Origin of the sequence: Massilia phyllosphaerae (assembly GCF_034659755.1) — a bacterium.
Lineage (GTDB): Bacteria > Pseudomonadota > Gammaproteobacteria > Burkholderiales > Burkholderiaceae_D > Telluria > Telluria phyllosphaerae.
Map to the genome: position 1 here is coordinate 432,450 of NZ_JAXSQX010000005.1, position 17,130 is coordinate 449,579.

General features: G+C 66.3%; 14 protein-coding genes. 5 read left to right on the plus strand and 9 right to left on the minus strand.

The window, feature by feature from the left end:
- Positions 1 to 6 precede the first annotated feature (6 nt).
- From U1H99_RS20725 to U1H99_RS20750, 6 genes are all read right to left on the minus strand, one after another.
- On the minus strand, positions 7 to 1,149 hold the full coding sequence (locus tag U1H99_RS20725; RefSeq protein ID WP_323143604.1) for a formate dehydrogenase subunit gamma: 1,143 nt from the start codon (positions 1,147 to 1,149) through the stop codon (positions 7 to 9).
- 10 nt (positions 1,150 to 1,159) lie between these two features.
- A complete protein-coding gene (locus U1H99_RS20730; protein WP_323143605.1) occupies positions 1,160 to 1,372 on the minus strand; it encodes a hypothetical protein in 213 nt (70 codons plus the stop codon).
- Positions 1,369 to 2,040, minus strand: coding sequence for a formate dehydrogenase FDH3 subunit beta (gene fdh3B, locus U1H99_RS20735; RefSeq protein ID WP_323143606.1), 672 nt, complete (start codon positions 2,038 to 2,040; stop codon positions 1,369 to 1,371). The genes U1H99_RS20730 and fdh3B overlap by 4 nt, the downstream gene beginning before the upstream one ends.
- A gap of 215 nt (positions 2,041 to 2,255) precedes the next feature.
- Positions 2,256 to 5,087, minus strand: coding sequence for a formate dehydrogenase subunit alpha (locus U1H99_RS20740; protein ID WP_323143607.1), 2,832 nt, complete (start codon positions 5,085 to 5,087; stop codon positions 2,256 to 2,258).
- 14 nt (positions 5,088 to 5,101) lie between these two features.
- Positions 5,102 to 5,305, minus strand: a complete 204-nt coding sequence (locus U1H99_RS20745; RefSeq protein WP_323143608.1) for a formate dehydrogenase — start codon at positions 5,303 to 5,305, stop codon at positions 5,102 to 5,104.
- Positions 5,306 to 5,313: 8 nt separating this feature from the next.
- Positions 5,314 to 5,967 carry a TorD/DmsD family molecular chaperone gene (locus tag U1H99_RS20750; protein WP_323143609.1) on the minus strand — a complete coding sequence of 218 codons (654 nt, stop codon included), beginning with the start codon at positions 5,965 to 5,967 and terminating at the stop codon, positions 5,314 to 5,316.
- A gap of 279 nt (positions 5,968 to 6,246) precedes the next feature.
- On the opposite strand from U1H99_RS20750, the gene fnr reads away from it, so the two are divergent.
- Positions 6,247 to 7,014 carry a fumarate/nitrate reduction transcriptional regulator Fnr gene (gene fnr, locus U1H99_RS20755; RefSeq protein WP_323143610.1) on the plus strand — a complete coding sequence of 256 codons (768 nt, stop codon included), beginning with the start codon at positions 6,247 to 6,249 and terminating at the stop codon, positions 7,012 to 7,014.
- Positions 7,015 to 7,146: 132 nt separating this feature from the next.
- Here the strand turns inward: fnr and U1H99_RS20760 are convergent, their stop codons facing one another.
- Entirely contained in the window at positions 7,147 to 7,629 is a 483-nt protein-coding gene (locus tag U1H99_RS20760; protein ID WP_323143611.1) for a GNAT family N-acetyltransferase, read from the minus strand.
- A gap of 165 nt (positions 7,630 to 7,794) precedes the next feature.
- On the opposite strand from U1H99_RS20760, the gene U1H99_RS20765 reads away from it, so the two are divergent.
- Positions 7,795 to 8,193, plus strand: a complete 399-nt coding sequence (locus U1H99_RS20765) for a TraR/DksA family transcriptional regulator (protein WP_141837325.1) — start codon at positions 7,795 to 7,797, stop codon at positions 8,191 to 8,193.
- Between the two features lie 170 nt (positions 8,194 to 8,363).
- On the opposite strand, the gene hemN is transcribed toward U1H99_RS20765, so the two are convergent.
- Both hemN and U1H99_RS20775 read right to left on the minus strand, forming a co-directional pair.
- On the minus strand, positions 8,364 to 9,761 hold the full coding sequence (hemN, locus tag U1H99_RS20770; protein ID WP_323143612.1) for an oxygen-independent coproporphyrinogen III oxidase: 1,398 nt from the start codon (positions 9,759 to 9,761) through the stop codon (positions 8,364 to 8,366).
- 117 nt (positions 9,762 to 9,878) lie between these two features.
- Positions 9,879 to 11,441 carry a methyl-accepting chemotaxis protein gene (locus tag U1H99_RS20775; RefSeq protein ID WP_323143613.1) on the minus strand — a complete coding sequence of 521 codons (1,563 nt, stop codon included), beginning with the start codon at positions 11,439 to 11,441 and terminating at the stop codon, positions 9,879 to 9,881.
- 227 nt (positions 11,442 to 11,668) lie between these two features.
- Here U1H99_RS20775 and U1H99_RS20780 point away from each other — a divergent pair, with 227 nt between their 5' ends.
- The 3 genes from U1H99_RS20780 (at position 11,669) to U1H99_RS20790 (ending at position 17,066) form a co-directional block, all read left to right on the plus strand.
- Positions 11,669 to 15,715, plus strand: coding sequence for a Pls/PosA family non-ribosomal peptide synthetase (locus U1H99_RS20780; protein WP_323143614.1), 4,047 nt, complete (start codon positions 11,669 to 11,671; stop codon positions 15,713 to 15,715).
- Positions 15,716 to 15,717: 2 nt separating this feature from the next.
- The gene (locus U1H99_RS20785; RefSeq protein WP_323143615.1) at positions 15,718 to 16,314 is read left to right on the plus strand and encodes a 4'-phosphopantetheinyl transferase superfamily protein; all 597 of its coding nucleotides are present in this window, start codon (positions 15,718 to 15,720) and stop codon (positions 16,312 to 16,314) included.
- 149 nt (positions 16,315 to 16,463) lie between these two features.
- Positions 16,464 to 17,066 (plus strand): metal-dependent hydrolase, encoded by a 603-nt coding sequence (locus tag U1H99_RS20790; RefSeq protein WP_323143616.1) that lies wholly within the window; start codon positions 16,464 to 16,466, stop codon positions 17,064 to 17,066.
- Positions 17,067 to 17,130: the final 64 nt, after the last annotated feature.

Below are 17,130 nucleotides of genomic sequence, written 5' to 3' on the forward strand. Positions count from 1 at the left end.
CTGTCCTCAGTGGGCCGGGCCGGGGCGCGGCCGCATGCCGCCCGGGGGCGGCGGGTTGTCCGGTGGCGGCACGTCGGTCGGCACCTGGTCGTCGAAGGTGCCGGGCGGCACGCCCGCCTTGACTTCCTCGTACCACAGGCGATGGTGGGCCTTGGCCCAGGCTTCGTCGACGGTGCCGTGGCGCATCGCCTCGTAGGCGCCCGGGGTGCCCCAGGTACCGATGAAGGCATGGCCCATGCCGGCGGCGATATAGAAGGTGGCGCCTATCATGTGCAGGTAATTCGCCACCTGCAGCATGTAGCGGGTCTGGCCGAAGCCGATGAAGTCGAGAATCAGGCCGCTGATCGACATCACCAGGCCCAGCAGCACGACGCCGAACCAGAACCAGGTCTTTTCGCCGGCGTTGAAGAAGCCGGCCGGCACGTGCTTGTGCTGGACCAGGCCCCCGCCCTGCTTGACCCACAGCCAGTCGATCTTGCGCGGGAAGTTACGGCGCAGGAAGGTAAAGAACATCAGCACCGAGCACACGATGAACAGTGGGCCGAGGAAATTGTGCAGGTACTTGGAGACGTAGGCGAACATCGAGAACACGTCGTGGCCGAACAGCGGGATCAAGAGCTTCTTGCCGAAGGTGATCAGGAGGCCGGTGACGGCCAGGATCACGAAGCTGATCGCGGTGGCCCAGTGCACCCAGCGCTCCCAGCCGTTAAAACGCTGCAGGCGGCGTCCGGTGTCGGGCGCGTCGGTACGCGCCGGGCCGACCACGCGGTAGAACACGAAGATGACGGCGATCACCAGCACCAGCAAGGTGCCCATGATGGTCGCGATCGGGCCGTTGCGCCACACGCGCCACTGGTTGCCGCCGCGCTGGACGATCACGTTGGCTTCGGTGCTGCCGTACTGGCCGAGGTAGTGACGGTCGACGTGCACGCGGCCCGAGGACTTGTCGGCCAGGCCGGGCTCGGGCACGCGCGCATCCTGCTGCAGTTGCAGCATGGTCTGTTCTTCCGCGTAAGCCGGCTCGGCGCGGTTGTTCGGTACGCCCGCGTGCGCCAGATGGGTCGCGAACACGAACAGCATCGTGCCCAGCAGGGCAAACCGGATCAACCACGGCACGGAGGCAAGCGCGGCGCGCAAATCGATTCGCATGGCGGCTCCTTTACGGGTTGGCCCGGTTGTATTCGTTCTGGTGCATGTTGCGGTTGGCAACCGTGCCCCACCACGCCAGCCTGTCCTTGTGGAAATGCACTTCGAACGGGCGGTTGTCCTTCTTGCCGGCGTACTGGCCCTTGACCCAGTTCGGATGCTGCTCGACTTCGAGGCAGCCGGTCAGCACCCACAGTGGCACCATCAATAGCAACAAGCGCTTCATGTCGGCAGCCTCCCCGTATCGTTCTGCGAATCCTTGAGGTTCTGGTTCTCGCGCGGCGCGTCGCCCGTGGCCTTGATCTCGCCGCCACGTTTCGGCTTGCCGTAGGCGATCTTCCAGCCCCACAGTTCCGGACCGTAGCCGCGCGTCTCGACGCGCTGGCGGTAGATGTCGGCGATCACGTTGGCGTCGCCGCCGATCAAGGCCTTGGTGCCGCACATCTCGGCGCAGGCCGGCAGCTTGCCTTCGGCGATGCGGTTGCGGCCGTATTTCTTGAATTCCGCTTCCGAGGTATCCGGTTCCGGGCCGCCGGCGCAGAAGGTGCACTTGTCCATCTTGCCGCGGTGGTTGAACAGGCCGGTCTCGGGGAACTGCGGCGCGCCGAACGGGCAGGCGTAATAACAGTAGCCGCAACCAATGCACTGGTCCTTCGAGTGCAGCACGATGCCGTCCTCGGTGTGGTAGATGCAGTTGACCGGGCACACCGCCAGGCAGGGGGCGTCGGTGCAGTGCATGCAGGCCACCGAGACCGAGCGCTCGCCGGGGATGCCGTCGTTGATCGTGACCACCCGGCGGCGGTTGACGCCCCATGGGGTCTCGTGTTCGTTCTTGCAGGCGGTCACGCAACCGTTGCAGTCGATGCAGCGTTCGGTGTCGCAGATGAACTTCATTCTTGCGGTCATTGCCAGCCTCGCTCTCTACTCTCGTTACCTTCACTAACGTCATTCCCGCGCAGGCGGGAATCCAAGTTGTGCTTGCGCCTCGACAACGCGTACAACTTGGGTCCCCGCCTGCGCGGGGAGTCGTTTCCGGCAGTGCCGGGAATGACGTGCATAATGTGCGTCCTACAGCTCGCCCAACTGTCATTTACCGTCGCTTGTCGCCCTCATGCCCGCACCAGGCGGCACAGCGATACCTTGGTTTCCTGCATCATCGTCACGGCGTCGTAGCCATAGGTCCAGCCGGTGTTGACGGCTTCGCCGCGAACCGTCGGCGCCCCGCCTTCCGGATAGTGCTTCTCCAGGTCTTCGCCCATCCACCAGCCGCCGAAGTGGAACGGCATCCAGACGATGCCGATCGGCACCCGCTGGGTCACCATCGCCATCAGCTTGAGGCGCGCGCCGGTCGGGGTCTCGACCCACATGAAGTCGCCCAGCTTGACGCCGATCTGGGCGGCGTCTTCCGGATTGACTTCGCAGAACATGTTCTGCTGCAGCTCGGCCAGCCACGGGTTGGAACGGGTTTCCTCGCCGCCGCCCTCGTATTCGACCAGGCGGCCCGAGGTCATGATCAGTGGAAAGTCCTTTGAGAAGTCGACCTGCTGCACCGATTTGTACAGCGTCGGCAGACGCAGGAAGGCGGCCTTGTCGTCGTAGGTCGGGTACTTGGCGACCAGGTCGCGCCGCGGCGACAGCAGCGGTTCGCGGTGGGTCGGCACCGGGTCCGGGAAGTTCCAGACGTTGGCGCGGGCGCGGGCGTTGCCGTAGGGCGCGCAGCCGTGCGAGATCACCACGCGCTGGATGCCGCCCGAGAGGTCGGTCTTCCAGTTCTTGCCCTCGGCGGCGATCTTTTCTTCCGGCGTGAGGTCATCCCACCAGCCCAGCTTCTTGAGGAACACGTGGTCGAACTCGGGGTAGCCGGTGTCGATCTCGCTGTCCTTCGTGAACGAGCCATCGGCGGCCAGCAGGCTCTCTCCGTTGTGCTCGACGCCCCAGTTGGCGCGGAACGGCAGGCCGCCTTCGGCCACGGATTTGTTCAGGTCGTACAGGATCGGCGTACCCGGGTGCTTCATTTCCGGCGTGCCCCAGCACGGCCACGGCAAGCCGTAGTAATCGCCCTTGCACGGGCCGTCGTCGGCGCGCATCGTGGTCGGGTTAAAGGTGTGCTTGTTCTGCATGTGCAGCTTCAGGCGCTCGGGCGAGCAGCCGGTGTAGCCGATGGTCCAGCACGAGCGATTAATTTCGCGCAGGATGTCTTCGATCACCGGTTCGTTGTGCACGACCTTGATGTTCTTGACCAGCTGTTCGCCGAAGCCGAGCTTCTTGGCGAACAGGTACATGATTTCATGGTCCGTCTTGCACTCGAACAGCGGCTGGATCACGCGCTCGCGCCACTGGATCGAGCGGTTCGAGGCGGTCACCGAACCCTGCGATTCGAACTGCGACGCCGCTGGCAGCAGGTAGACGCCGTCCTGGCGCCCGTGCATCGACGCCGTCATGCTCGGGTACGGGTCGACCACGACCAGCATGTCGAGCTTCTGCATCGCCGCCTTCATGTCCGGCAGGCGGGTCTGGCTGTTGGGCGCGTGGCCCCAATAGATCACGGCCTTCAGGTTGCTCGGCTGGTCGACGTACTTGTTTTCCTCGAGCACGGCGTCGAACCAGCGCGACACCGTGATGCCCGGTTTTTCCATCAGTTCCTTGGAACCGAAGCGCGCCTTGATCCAGTCGTAGTCGACGCCCCAGACGCTGGCGAAGTGCTTCCAGGCGCCTTCGGCCAGGCCGAAGTAGCCCGGCAGCGAGTCGCCGTTGGGGCCGACGTCGGTTGCGCCCTGGACGTTGTCGTGGCCGCGGTAGATATTGGCGCCGCCGCCCGGCTTGCCGATATTGCCCAGCACCAGCTGCAGGATCGAGAGTGCGCGCACGTTGGCGGTGCCGACGTGGTGCTGGGTGATGCCCATGCACCAGACCACCGACGACGGCCGGTTGGTGGCCAGCATCTCGGCCGCCATGCGCACCGCCGATTCCGGCACGCCCGTCACTTCAGTTACCTTTTCCGGGGTCCATTTCGCCACTTCCTTGCGCACGTCTTCCATGCCGTAGGTGCGATTGGCGATGAATTCCTTGTCTTCCCAGCCGTTGGCGAAGATGTGCCAGACGATGCCCCACACCAGCGGGATATCGGTACCGGGGCGCACGCGCACGTAGTGATGCGCGAAGCGCGCGGTGCGGGTGAAGCGCGGGTCGATCACGATCATCTTCGCGCCCAGCTCCTTGGCGTGCAGGAAGTGCAGCATCGAGATCGGGTGCGCCTCGGCCGGATTCGACCCGATGAACAGTACGGCCTTGCTGTAGTGCAGGTCGTTGAACGAGTTCGTCATCGCGCCGTAGCCGAAGGTCTGGGCCACGCCGGCCACCGTGGTCGAGTGGCAGATGCGCGCCTGGTGGTCGCAATTGTTGCTTCCCCAGAACGAGACCCATTTGCGCAGCAGGTAGGCCTGCTCGTTGCTGTGCTTGGAGCTGCCGATCAGCATCAGCGCATCCGGACCGGACTGCTGGCGCAGCTGCAGCAGCTTGTCGCCGATCTCGTTGATGGCCTGGTCCCAGGAAATGCGCTCGTACTTGCCGTTCACCAGCTTCATCGGGTAGCGCAGGCGGTGCTCGCCGAAGCCGTGTTCGCGCACCGACGCGCCCTTGGCGCAGTGGGCGCCCATGTTGATCGGCGAATCGAAGGCCGCTTCCTGGCGCACCCAGACGCCGTTGCTGACCACCGCCTCGACCGAGCAACCGACCGAGCAGTGGCTGCAGACGGTGTGCTTGATCTCGGTCGTCGGTTCGGCCTGCACAGGCTCGGCGGCGGTGGCCGGCTGCATCATGTTCAGCGGCAGGTGGCGCGCGAGTGCGCCGGCGCCGGCGGTGACGCCGGCCCCGACCAGGAAGCGGCGGCGCTTGGTGTTATTACCTGAGCCGCTGTCGCGCGATGTTTTCACCAGGGTCATGACATTTCCTCGATTTACCAGTACGCAGCGGTGCGGTAGTAGTTACGGATGTGTTCGGTCTCGTGGTAGCCGCGCGGCTTGGCCGGGTCCGGCGCCGGCACGGCGGCCGGGGCTTCGGCTTCCTTCGCACCGGCGGCGGCGGCCACCGCCAGCGCACCCAGGGGCGCGGCCTTCAGCAGGCTGCGTCGGGTGAAGTCGGGTTTCTGTTCCTTGTCCATGTATGTCCTCAGGCTGCAATCAGGTCATCGGCATCCAGCACCGAAAAGGCCTGGGCTTCGATCGACAGGAAGGCGTCGGCCACGGCGGCCACGACGCGGTAGAAATTCGCCCCCTCGGCATGCGCGATATCGGCCAGGCAGGCCGCATACCAGGGGCGGATGTGCGCTTCGAAAAACTGTTTCTGGACCAGCAGCGGCTGCCGGCCGACGCCCGGCGCGCCCTGGATCAGCACGCGCATGGTCTCGCACAGCGCGCCCAGGTGATCTTCCGACTCGCCGGCGCCGGGCGCGCGCGCCAGGCGCAGGCGCGCGAGGTCGTGGCGCAGCTGGACCAGCGGCACGTCGTTCAGGTGGCCGGTGAGATAGAAGGAACCGAAGGGATTCAGCAGCGGGTTGCCGGTGCTCAGGAACAGCAGCGCGAACTCGTCGGACGCCGCGCCGGCGTCGACCACGCTGGCGGCTTGCGTCAGCTTCAGCCAGGCATCTTCCAGCGCGAACTCGCCGGCGGCAGAGACCGGCTCCGACTCGGCCAGGGCTGCCAGCAGGCCGCCATCGGGTGGCACCAGCAGCAGGCGCGCCAGCAAGGCATAGAAATCGGCACGCGCCTGGTCCTCGCCGCCGAGCGGCAGGCTAACGGATGCGTCTGGCTGCTGAGGAACCATGGTTCTCCCGTTAATAAATTCTTACGGAAAGTGTAGACGCTCGTAAGGACGGAACGCGCACGGTTGAACCGCCTTGCATGCGCGGCCGGTTTACGTGCCAGCGCGTGCCCGCCGCATGCATGACGACAGGCAACGCCAGCACGCCCGTCCAGCGAACGGGGGGCACACGCTCGCTAGACGTGGGCGTCCAGGCCGCGCAGCGGCTACAAGGCCTCGAATGCATTGGGTGGCAGAAAGTGAACAGCTATAATGGCGGGGTATTGACGGCCCTTACCTCCCATGCGCTCCACCGAATTCCCTGCCATCGAGCAGCCGCTGAACGTCCAGGCACTGAAGGCCAAATGCTCGGCCTGCAGCATGCACCAGCTGTGCCTGCCGATGGGCCTGGAAGACGCCGACATGGAGCGCCTCGACCAGATCATCGGCCGCCGCCGGCGCCTGGTGCGCGACGAGCGCCTGTATGCGATGGACGAACCCTTCCGCAACCTGTACGCGGTGCGCTTCGGCCACTTCAAGACCTACCAGGTGAACGCGGCCGGCGCATCCCAGATCACCGGCTTCCAGATGGCCGGCGAACTGCTGGGCATGGACGCGATCAGCGGCGACCGCCACCACTGCGACGCGGTGGCGCTGGAAGACAGCGAAGTCTGCGAGATCCCGTTCGCGCGCCTGGAAGAGCTGTTCGGCCAGGTACCGGCGCTGCTGCGCCACTTCCACCGCATCATGAGCCAGGAAATCACGCGCGAGCAGAACGTCATGCTCTTGCTCGGCAACATGCGCGCCGAGCAGCGCTTTGCCGTGTTCCTGGTCAACCTGTCGTCGCGCTACGCCGCCCGCGGGTACTCGCCGACCCGCTTCCAGCTGCGCATGTCGCGCGAGGACATCGGCAATTACCTGGGACTGACCATCGAAAGCATCAGCCGCCTGCTGTCGCGCTTCAAGAAGACGGGGCTGGTGCAGGTGGACAAGCGCGAGATCGTGCTGCTGGAGCCGGCTCGATTGCAGGCGATGGCGGCGGGCACGGCGCAGTGCAGCCCGATGGCGTAAGAGCGCCTAACAAAACCTTCAGGGCAAGAGATGCGGCTTGCCGGCGTATCGCCGCAGCGGCGGACCGCGAAGACAGTAGGCCGGGTCGGCAACTGCTCGGCGCGACGATGCAACGCAGTCATGGAGGTTTTGTCAGGCCGCTCCAAGCCGTTTTTCCATCTGCAGCGCCCGAATCGCGATCCCGCTGCGGTGCGCGACCAGCCGCTCGCGCAGCGCGCGGAACCCGGCGCGCTCGTAGAACGGCACCGCATTCAGCGACGCCGACAGGAACAGCCGGTCGAGGTCCTGCGCGCGCGCCATCGCTTCCAGTGCCGCCAATAAGGCGCGCCCGATGCCCTGCCCGTGCGCGCCGGGATCGACGAACACCGCATCGACTTCGCCGGTCTCGGCATCCAGCACGGCATAGCCGAGCAGCCGGCCCGCGTCTTCCGCGACGATGCCGCCGCCGGCCCGTACCAGCAGCGGCATGGTGGCCGGCGGCGCGGCCGCGGACCAGGTATCGATGACTTCGGGCGGATAGTGGCTTGCGCAGCTGCTCCGCACGGCACGGGTGCGCAGCGCCCAGAGGGCCACGAGGTCGGCTTCGGTGGCTGGGCGCTGGGATGGCATGCTCATCGTCTGGCCTCGTACGCTATGGGTGCCGATCAATCTATCACGGCCTTCAAGCCAATCCAACTTCCGCGCGCGTGCGCGCCTCCCGGCAGGCATCGGCTAGACTGTTATCAAGACAATCAACAACGCGATCAACAACGCGATCGATAACGTACCAAGGACTTACCTATGCCGCCAATCTCACCGGAACTCCACGAAGAACTCGGCAAACGCCTGCGCCAGAGCCGCGAAGACATCCTCGCCACCGTCCACGCCCGTACCGACGGCGACACCGACGACCGCCCGGCGATCTCGCCGAATGCCCACATGGGCCAGAACGACGACGCCCCGGCCGGCGAAATGCTCAGCCATAACGAAGAGCACCTGGCCGAACACGAAACCAACATGCTGCACGAGATCGACGCCGCCATCGGCCGCCTGGAATCGGGCGGCGCCGGCATCTGCGTGGTGTGCGGCTGCGACATCCCGGAAGAACGCCTGCTGGCGACGCCGACGGTGCAGACCTGCATCCAGTGCCAGGAGCGGATCGAGAAGGAAGAAGGATCGGGGCGCGGGCCGACGATGTGAGTTGGCCGAAATTAGCTCAACCAGCTAGCTCAACCAGCGATAGTTGGCTTGAAAAGTTAGCTTGAAAACCGTCGCCCCTGCGAAGGCAGGGGCCCAAGTTTTGCGATACGCCACCAACTTGGGCCCCTGCCTGCGCAGGGGCGACGTGCATATTACGTGTCTGTCCTACCTTAAACGGTCTTCGAATGTCGCGGCTCCACGCTATTCAAATACCGGTCGAACACCATACAGATATTCCGGATCAGCAACCGCCCCTTCATGCTCACGCTGATCCACTCCTCCCCCACGCTCACCAGCCCATCCCGTTCGAGCCCGGCCAGCGCCTCCAGCTCGCGCCCGAAATAACGCCGGAACACGATCGGAAACGCCTGCTCCAGCGCCGGGATCGACAGTTCGAACTGGCACATCAGCTTCTGGATGATGGCCCGCCGCAGCACGTCGTCCATGCTCAGGCGTACGCCGCGCGCCACCGGCAGTTCGTTGCGGTCGAGTGCGTCGTAATAGTCGTCCAGCGTCTTGGCGTTCTGGCTGTAGGTGGCCCCGACCGCGCCAATGGCGGAAACGCCGCAGGACACCAGGTCGGCGTCGGCGTGCGTCGAATAGCCCTGGAAGTTGCGCTGCAGCCGGCCCTGGCGCTGGGCCAGGGCCAGGTCGTCGCCCGGCTTGGCGAAATGGTCCATGCCGATGTAGACGTAGCCGGCGCGGCCCAGGCGCTCGATGCACAGCTGCAGCAGTTGCAGCTTGGTGTCGCTGTCGGGCATGTCGGCGTCCAGGATGCGGCGCTGCGGCTTGAACAGCTGCGGCATGTGGGCGTAATGGTAGACCGCGATGCGGTCCGGGTCGGCAGCAATGACTTTGTCCAGCGTGGCTGCCATCGTGGCCGGGGTCTGCTTCGGCAGGCCGTAGATCAGGTCGATGCTGACCGAACGGAAGCCGGCGGCACGCGCGGCGCCGATGATGGCCCGCGTCTCCTCCTCCGGCTGGACGCGGTTGACCGCCTTCTGCACGTCGCCATCGAAATCCTGCACGCCCAGGCTGATGCGGTTGAAGCCCTGGCGCCGCAGGCTGTGTACGCGCTCGGGCGACACGGTGCGCGGATCGACCTCGATCGCGTATTCGCCGGCGGCATCGCCGGCAAAATGGAAGCAGCGCCGCAGGTGGTCCATTAGCTCGCCCATCTGCGCGTCCGACAGGTAGGTCGGCGTGCCGCCGCCGAAATGCAACTGCTCGACCTCATTCATCCCGGCGAACAGCCGCCCCTGCATCTCGACCTCGCGCTTCAGGTAAGCCAGGTAGGTGGCGGCCTTGTCGCGCTTCCTGGTGACGATCTTGTTGCAGGCGCAGTAATAGCAGACGGTGTCGCAGAACGGGATATGCAGGTACAGCGAGAGCGGCCGGACGCCGGCACGCGTACGGCGGTCGGCCACGGCATGCAGGAAGTCGCGGTAGCCGAAGCCGTCGCCGAAGCGGTCGGCAGTCGGGTAGGAGGTATAGCGGGGGCCGGCCTTGCCGAGACGGGCAATCAGGTCGGCGTCGAATTCGACGGTCGGCAGGTCGTGCAATTTCATGGTAACAAACTCCTGGTGATCCACATCGCCCATGCAATGTGGAAATCTTTACGAGGAGTTTATTGATCGGGCTCAGCTAAATCTTTGACTTACATCAAAAACCACCGAGCCCTTTAATTAAGCAGTAAGTGAACGCGTATCGATCTTGAACACATCCAGCGCCTGCGACAGATGCACCGCCTGCTCCGCCACGCTGGACGATGCCGCAGCCGATTCCTCGACCAGCGCCGCGTTCTGGCGCGTGATCGCATCCAGTTCCGCCATCGCCGCATTCACCTGGGCGATGCCCTGTCCCTGCTCGCGCGAGGCCAGCGTGATGTCGTGCATGATGACGGCGGCGTCCTGCACCGACGCCACCACTTCGCGCATGGTCTGGCCGGCGTCGCCGACCTGGTCGTTGCCCTGGCCGACCTTCTCGACCGAATCCTCGATCAGCGCCTTGATTTCCTTGGCCGCGCCGGCCGAGCGCTGGGCCAGGCTGCGCACCTCGCCAGCGACGACCGCGAAACCGCGCCCCTGCTCGCCGGCGCGCGCCGCTTCCACCGCCGCGTTCAGTGCCAGGATATTGGTCTGGAAGGCAATGCCGTCGATCAGGCCAATGATGTCGACGATGCGCGTGGCCGAGCCGCTGATCTGGCCCATGGTGGCGCCGACCGCCTGCACCGCCTCGCCGCCGCGGCCGGCGACGTTCGAGGCAGCGCCCACCAGGCCGTCCGCGCGGACCGCGCTGTCGACGTTCTGGCCGGCGGCGGCGGCCACCTGCGCCAGGCTGGCGGCGGTCTGCTCCAGGCTTGCGGCCTGGGCTTCGGTGCGCTGCGCCAGGTCGTGGTTGCCGCTGGCGATCTCGCGCGTGGCCGCTTCGATCGAGCCGACGTTGGCCCGCACGTCGCCGACGATCGCGGTCAGGTTCACCTTCAGCTGGCGCAGCGCCAGCAGCAGGCTGCCCATCTCGTCGTCACGCCCTCTGGGCGGCATGTGCGACAGGTCGCCGCCGGCCAGGGCGTTGACGGCGTCGCGCGCCTGCCCCAGCGGTGCCACGATGGCGTGCTGCAGCTCGGCCCAGGCCAGCAGGGTCAGGACGGCGCCGGCACCGGCCAGCACGCGCCACACGGTGCCGTCGGTAGCGGCGGCCAGCGCCAGCAGCAGCGCCGATTGCGATCCCAGCATCAGGCCGAGGCGGCGTCCCAGCGGCATGCTGCGCAGCGCCAGCAGGCGCGCCCGCCAGCCGCTCTTGGCCACGATGCCGCGGCGGATCGCCAGGCCCTCGGCTTTTTTCTCGCGGAAGCGCCGGTACAGCGCTTCGGCCTTCTTGACCTGGTCGCGCTCGGGACGGGTGCGGACCGACATGTAGCCGACCACGCGGCCGTTTTCCTTGACCGGCACCACGTTCGCCACCACCCAGTAGAAATCGCCGTTCTTGCGGCGGTTCTTGACCATGCCGGTCCAGGGTTCGCCGGCTTGCAGGGTGGCCCAGAGGTCGGCGAAGGCTTCCGGCGGCATGTCCGGGTGGCGCACGATGTTGTGCGCCTTGCCCAGCAATTCGTCGACGGAGAAACCGCTGACTTCGATGAAGGCCGGGTTGACGTAGGTGATGCGGCCCTTGGTGTCGGTCTTGGAAACGATCGACTGGCCGTCCTTGAGCAGGTATTCGATGCCGGTGACAGGCAGGTTGGTGCGCACGGGTAGTCCTTAATTCTGATGAAACATCGCAATTTTATGGATTCACGGCAACTATTTTCCTTGACTTAGATCAAAAACGCGAATGAAACCTGCCTATGTGAAGAAAAAAACAGACGGTTTCGTTGTTGGGCTCAAAATGGGTTACGCTGCGCGCAATAATTGCAGACCAATGTTTTTAAGTGCACAACGGCCTTGCTTAAACCCATGCTTACCCTCAACTAGCGTCGATGAACGATCACCTTTCCCTGACGCGGCACCCCGACGTGCTGTACGGACCACACCAGCCCGAGCTGCTGCGCAATGAAATCCTGGCCGACCTGCTGGAAGCCAGTGCACGCCGGTCGCCCGAGCAGCTTGCGCTGGTGTCCGGCGAACGCCGGCTGAGTTATCGCGAACTCGACGAGCAGGCCAGCCTGGCCGCCTCGCGCCTGATCGAGGCCGGCATCGGGCCGGGCGACATCGTCGGCCTGTGGATGCCGCGCGGCGTCGAGTTGTTGATCATGCAAGCAGCGATCGCCAAGACCGGCGCCGCCTGGCTGCCGGTCGACGAAGACACGCCGGTCGAGCGCCTGCTGGTGTGCATGGAGGATGCCGGCTCGCCGGCGCTGGTCAGCAGCGAACGGATGCGCGAGCGCCTCGGCGACGTCGCCCGGGCGGACGCCGCCCGACCTGTTTACATGGCCGAGGACCTGCTGCTGCCTGCCGCTGACGGCTACGTGCTGCAGCGCCGCGGCGAGGTGCCGGGCAGCGCCCCGGCCTACGTGATCTACACCTCGGGCTCGACCGGCAAGCCGAAAGGCATCCTGATCGACCAGCGCAGCATCTGCCACTTCCTGCGTAGCGAGAACGAGGTGCTGGGCGTGCGTGCCGACGACCGCGTCTACCAGGGCTTCTCGGTCGCCTTCGACATGTCGTTCGAGGAGATCTGGATTTCCTACCTGGTCGGCGCCACGCTCTGGCTCGGCCCCAAGGAAAGCGCGGGCGACCCGGAAGCGCTGCCGCGCCTGTTGACGGAAAACGGCGTGACCGTGCTGCACGCGGTGCCGACCCTGCTGTCGCTGTTCGCCGAAGACGTGCCGGGCCTGCGCATCATCAACCTGGGCGGCGAGATGTGCCCGGAAACCGTGGTCGAGCGCTTCTCGAAGCCCGGCCGCACCATGTTCAACACCTACGGCCCGACCGAGGCCACGGTGTCGGCCAGCCTGGCGCGCATGGAACCGGGCCGCACGATCACGATCGGCGACCCGCTGCCGAACTACGGGCTGCTGGTCATCTCCACCGAAACCGACAAGGGCTTGCAGCTGCTGCCGCGCGGCGATACCGGCGAACTGTGCATCACCGGTCCCGGTCTGTCGGCCGGCTACCTGGGCCGCCCCGACCTGACGGCCGAAAAATTCCTGCCCAACCCGTGGGCCTCGGGCATGGACGACGCGCGCCTGTACCGCACCGGCGACCTGGCGCGCATCGAGCCGGACGGCCAGGTGGTGTGCCTGGGCCGCACCGACGACCAGGTCAAGATCCGCGGTTTCCGGGTCGAGCTGGGCGAGATCGAGGCGGTACTGGCCCAGCAGGACGGCATCGGCACCACGGCCGTCTTGCTGCGCAAGGACGACGGCATCGACCGCCTGGTCGCGTACCTGGTGCCGGCCGCCGGGGCGAGCGACGAACAGCTGGCGCCGGCCACGCTGCGCAAGGCGCTTGCCGGCCGCCTGCCGCCCTACATGGTGCCGAGCCGCTTCGAAGTCCTGAGCGTGATGCCGCGCCTGACCTCGGGCAAGATCGACCGCAAGGCCCTGAAGGCGATGGCCCTGAGCGCGCCGCTGCCGAGCGACCCGGCCGAATCCGATACGCCAGAGACGCCCGGCGAGGAAGCCCTGTTCGCGGCGCTGGCCGGGCTGTTCCCGGGCCAGGCGATCCGGCGCGAACAGGATTTCTTCTCCGACCTCGGCGGCCACTCCTTCTTTGCCGCTCGCCTGGCCACCGCCCTGCGCCAGGACCCGCGCTTCGCCCACATGACGGTGCGCGACATCTACCAGCAGCGCCAGATCGGCGCGATCGCCTCGACACTCGACCAGGCCGCGGGCACCGCCGCGATGGAAGACGACTGGACCCCGCCGCCGGCGGCGCGGCGCTGGCTGTGCGGCCTGGCCCAGCTGGCGACGGTGCCGGTGCTGGTCACGCTGCGCATGGCGCAGTGGCTGGCGCCCTTCTTTACTTACCACTTTATGACCGGCGACCCGGGCGACAAGATCCCGCGCGCGATCGCGGCGTCGATCGGCGTGTTCCTGCTGGCGACGGTCATGGAATTCGCGATCGCCATCGGCGGCAAATGGCTGGTGGCGGGCCGTCTCAAGCCGGGCGTCTACCCCTTGTGGGGCAGGACGTATTTCCGCTGGTGGCTGGCCGACCGCCTGGTCGAGGCGGCGCCGACCTACCTGCTGGCCGGCTCCTCGCTGTATGCCTGGTGGCTGCGCCTGCTGGGCGCGAAGATCGGTGGCGACGTCGTGATCGGTTCGATGACGGTGCGCGCACCGGAACTGCTGCACTTCGGCGACAACGTCAGCATCGGCAACGCGGTGAACTTCGAGAACGCGCGGGTCGAGCGCGGCCGCCTGATCCTGGGCGCGGTCACGCTGGAAGACGACGCCTTCGTGTCCTCGTACGCGATCCTGGAAGGGAACACCCGGGTCGAGCGGCGCGGCCACCTCGAGGGCCAGTCGGCGCTGCAGGACGGCGCCGTGGTGCCGGCCAACCGCATCTGGAACGGCTCGCCCGCGCGCGACGCCGGCGCCTTCGACCCGTCGACGCTGCCGCCGCGCCCGCGCGCCAGCCGCCTGCGCCTGGCCGGGGAAGCGCTGTTCTTCGTGTTCGGCATCCTGCTGGTGGCGACCCTGTTCTTCATGCCGGTGTTCCCGAGCTTCGTCCTGATCGACTGGTTCGACGAACGCGGCACCCTGGCCTGGCTGCAGGCCAGCACCATCCAGGGGCAATTGGTGCGCTACTTCGTGCTGGCGCTGCCGGCCAGCGCGGTGCTGATCTTCCTGACCATGCTGGTGTCGGCCGCGATCCGCTGGGGCTTCCTGCCGCGCATGCAGCCGGGCCGCTCCGCGGTGCACTCGAACGCCTATTGCCAGAAGTGGCTGGTCAGCCACATCCAGGAATCGAGCATCAACGTCCTGCACGGCATCTACGCCACCGTGTACGCACCCTTCTGGTACCGCCTGCTGGGCGCCAAGGTCGGACGCGACGCCGAGATCTCGACCGCGCTGGGCGTGGTGCCGGACATGCTGACCCTGGGCGACGAAACCTTCATCGCCGACGCCGTGATGCTGGGCGACGAACAGATCGACGGCGGCTGGATGACGATGGAGCCCACCGTGGTCTCGAACCGCTCTTTCGTCGGCAACGGCAGCTACATCCCGGACGGCACCATCCTGCCCGAAGGCGTGCTGGTCGGCGTGCATACCCACGCCCCGGTCAACGAACGCATGACGAGCGGCGACACCTGGCTCGGATCGCCGCCGATCCACCTGCCGGCGCGCGAGCAGGTCAGCGGCTACCCGGAACACCTGACCTACCGCCCTTCCGCGCTGCGCCGCTTCGGCCGCGCGCTGGTGGAAGCCTTCCGCATCGTGGCGCCGCACGCGGTGGTGATCGCGGTCGGCTACACGGTGGTGCTGGACCTGATGCCGATCGCCGGGCAAGGACGCTGGGGCGAAGTGATCTGGTACCTGGCGCTGATCGGCCTGGCCTTCGGCGTCGGCAACTATCTGTTCGTCCTCGCCTTCAAATGGCTGCTGCTGGGGCGCTACCAGAAGCGCGCGGAACCGATGTGGACGCCCTTCGTGTGGCTGTCCGAAGGCGTGACCAATATGTATGAAGGCATCGCGGTGCCGAACTTCATGCGCTACCTGCGCGGCACGCCGTGGCTGCCGGTCGCCTTCCGCCTGCTCGGCTGCCGTATCGGCAAGGGCGTGTACATGGACACCACCGACATCACGGAATTCGACTGCGTGCACATCGGCGACCACAGCGAATTGAATGCGCTGTCCTGCCCGCAGACCCATCTGTTCGAAGACCGGGTGATGAAGATCGACCGCGTCGACATCGGCAGCAAGGTCTATGTCGGCCCGCGCGGCACCGTGCTGTACAGCGCCAAGGTGGGCGACAACGCGCGCCTGGGACCGCTGACGCTGGTGATGAAGGGCGAGCACATTCCGGCGGCGACCAGCTGGAGCGGCTTGCCGGCAGCGCCCTTGCGGGCGGCGGGGTGAGCATGGACGAGCCGGTCACAGTAGCCTGGCCCGGCGATCCCGTCCTTGAAGGGCCGGGCGGCGTGCGCGTGATCGGCGTGCCCGGCCAGCCGGACCGCGAGACGGCCCGGCTGCGCATCCGCGCCGCCCTGGCAACCGCGCTGGCGGCGCATTGCGGCATCGATCCGGACCGCATCGGGCTGCATTCGCCCGAAGGCGCCGCCCCCTGGGCAACCGCAGCCCTGGACGGCGGCGAGCGCCGGATTGCGCTCGCGATCAGCCACGATGGGGACATCTCGGTGGCCGTGTTCCGCGCCGACGGCAGTGCGGTCGGGATCGACGTCAGCCAGGTCGTGCCGGTGCCGGACTGGGAGCCGGTGGCACGCGACTATCTCGGGCCGGCCGTGACGGCGCAGCTTGCCGGCCTGCCCGCGGCAGTGCGCGATGCCGCGTTTGCGCAAGCCTGGAGCGAACACGAGGCGCGCTTGAAGTGCCTCGGCCTGCAACTGGACGAGTGGCGTGCCGAACGCGCGCCGGCGCTGCAAGCCTGCCGCTGTTTCCCGCTGGCGCTGCAGGCTGGCTACGTGGGTTATCTCGCCCTGGCTGCGGACGGCGCCTGACTGGTGGCGCTTTTCATTGGTGCCTGCCCTGCCTGCTGGCGCTTTCAGTCGGTACTCAAATTGATCGTCGGTTAGTTGCAATAATCGGTAAGATGCCGCAGGCATGCATTCGAATGCTGCCAAGCTTACGATCAAGGTAAGATTGCAGCATGGACAATATTACGCACTCGGTCGTCGGCCTCGGCGTCGGCGCCCTGATCGACCGCAGCCTGCCGCCGGAACCCGACACCGCCCGCGAACGCACGCGCCAGCGCATGCTGCTGACGGTCGGCTGCCTGGCCAGCAATTTCCCCGACCTCGACCTGGTCTACACCCGCATCCTGCCGGCACCGCTCGGCTACCTGCTGCACCACCGCGGCCATACCCACACGCTGCTGGCGGCGCTGGGCGAAGCGGTCTTGCTGCTGGCGCTGGTGTGGCTGTTGTGGCCGAACGCGCGCCGGCTGCTGCAGGTCAGCGCCAGTGCCCGCTGGGGCGCCGTCATCGCGGCCTGTGCCGGCCTGCTGCTGCACCTGTCGATGGACGGCATGAACGTCTACGGGGTGCATCCGTTCTGGCCCTGGAACACCCACTGGTATTACGGCAGCATCTTTCAAACCCACAGATGTTATATAAGTGCTTTAATTCAAGGGTTCTATGGTCATATAACGCATGAGGTAATATCATCTTATATAAATGTTGCCTCAGAGGAAAGGCCCACCCGAAGTACGTATAACATACGAATCGGGTCCCTTCTAAGGCGCCTGTCGTAGGCCAAGCTCACCCATACGGTTGAGGCGCAAGGACCCAAAGCCGGTCATCATATGCGGCGCGACC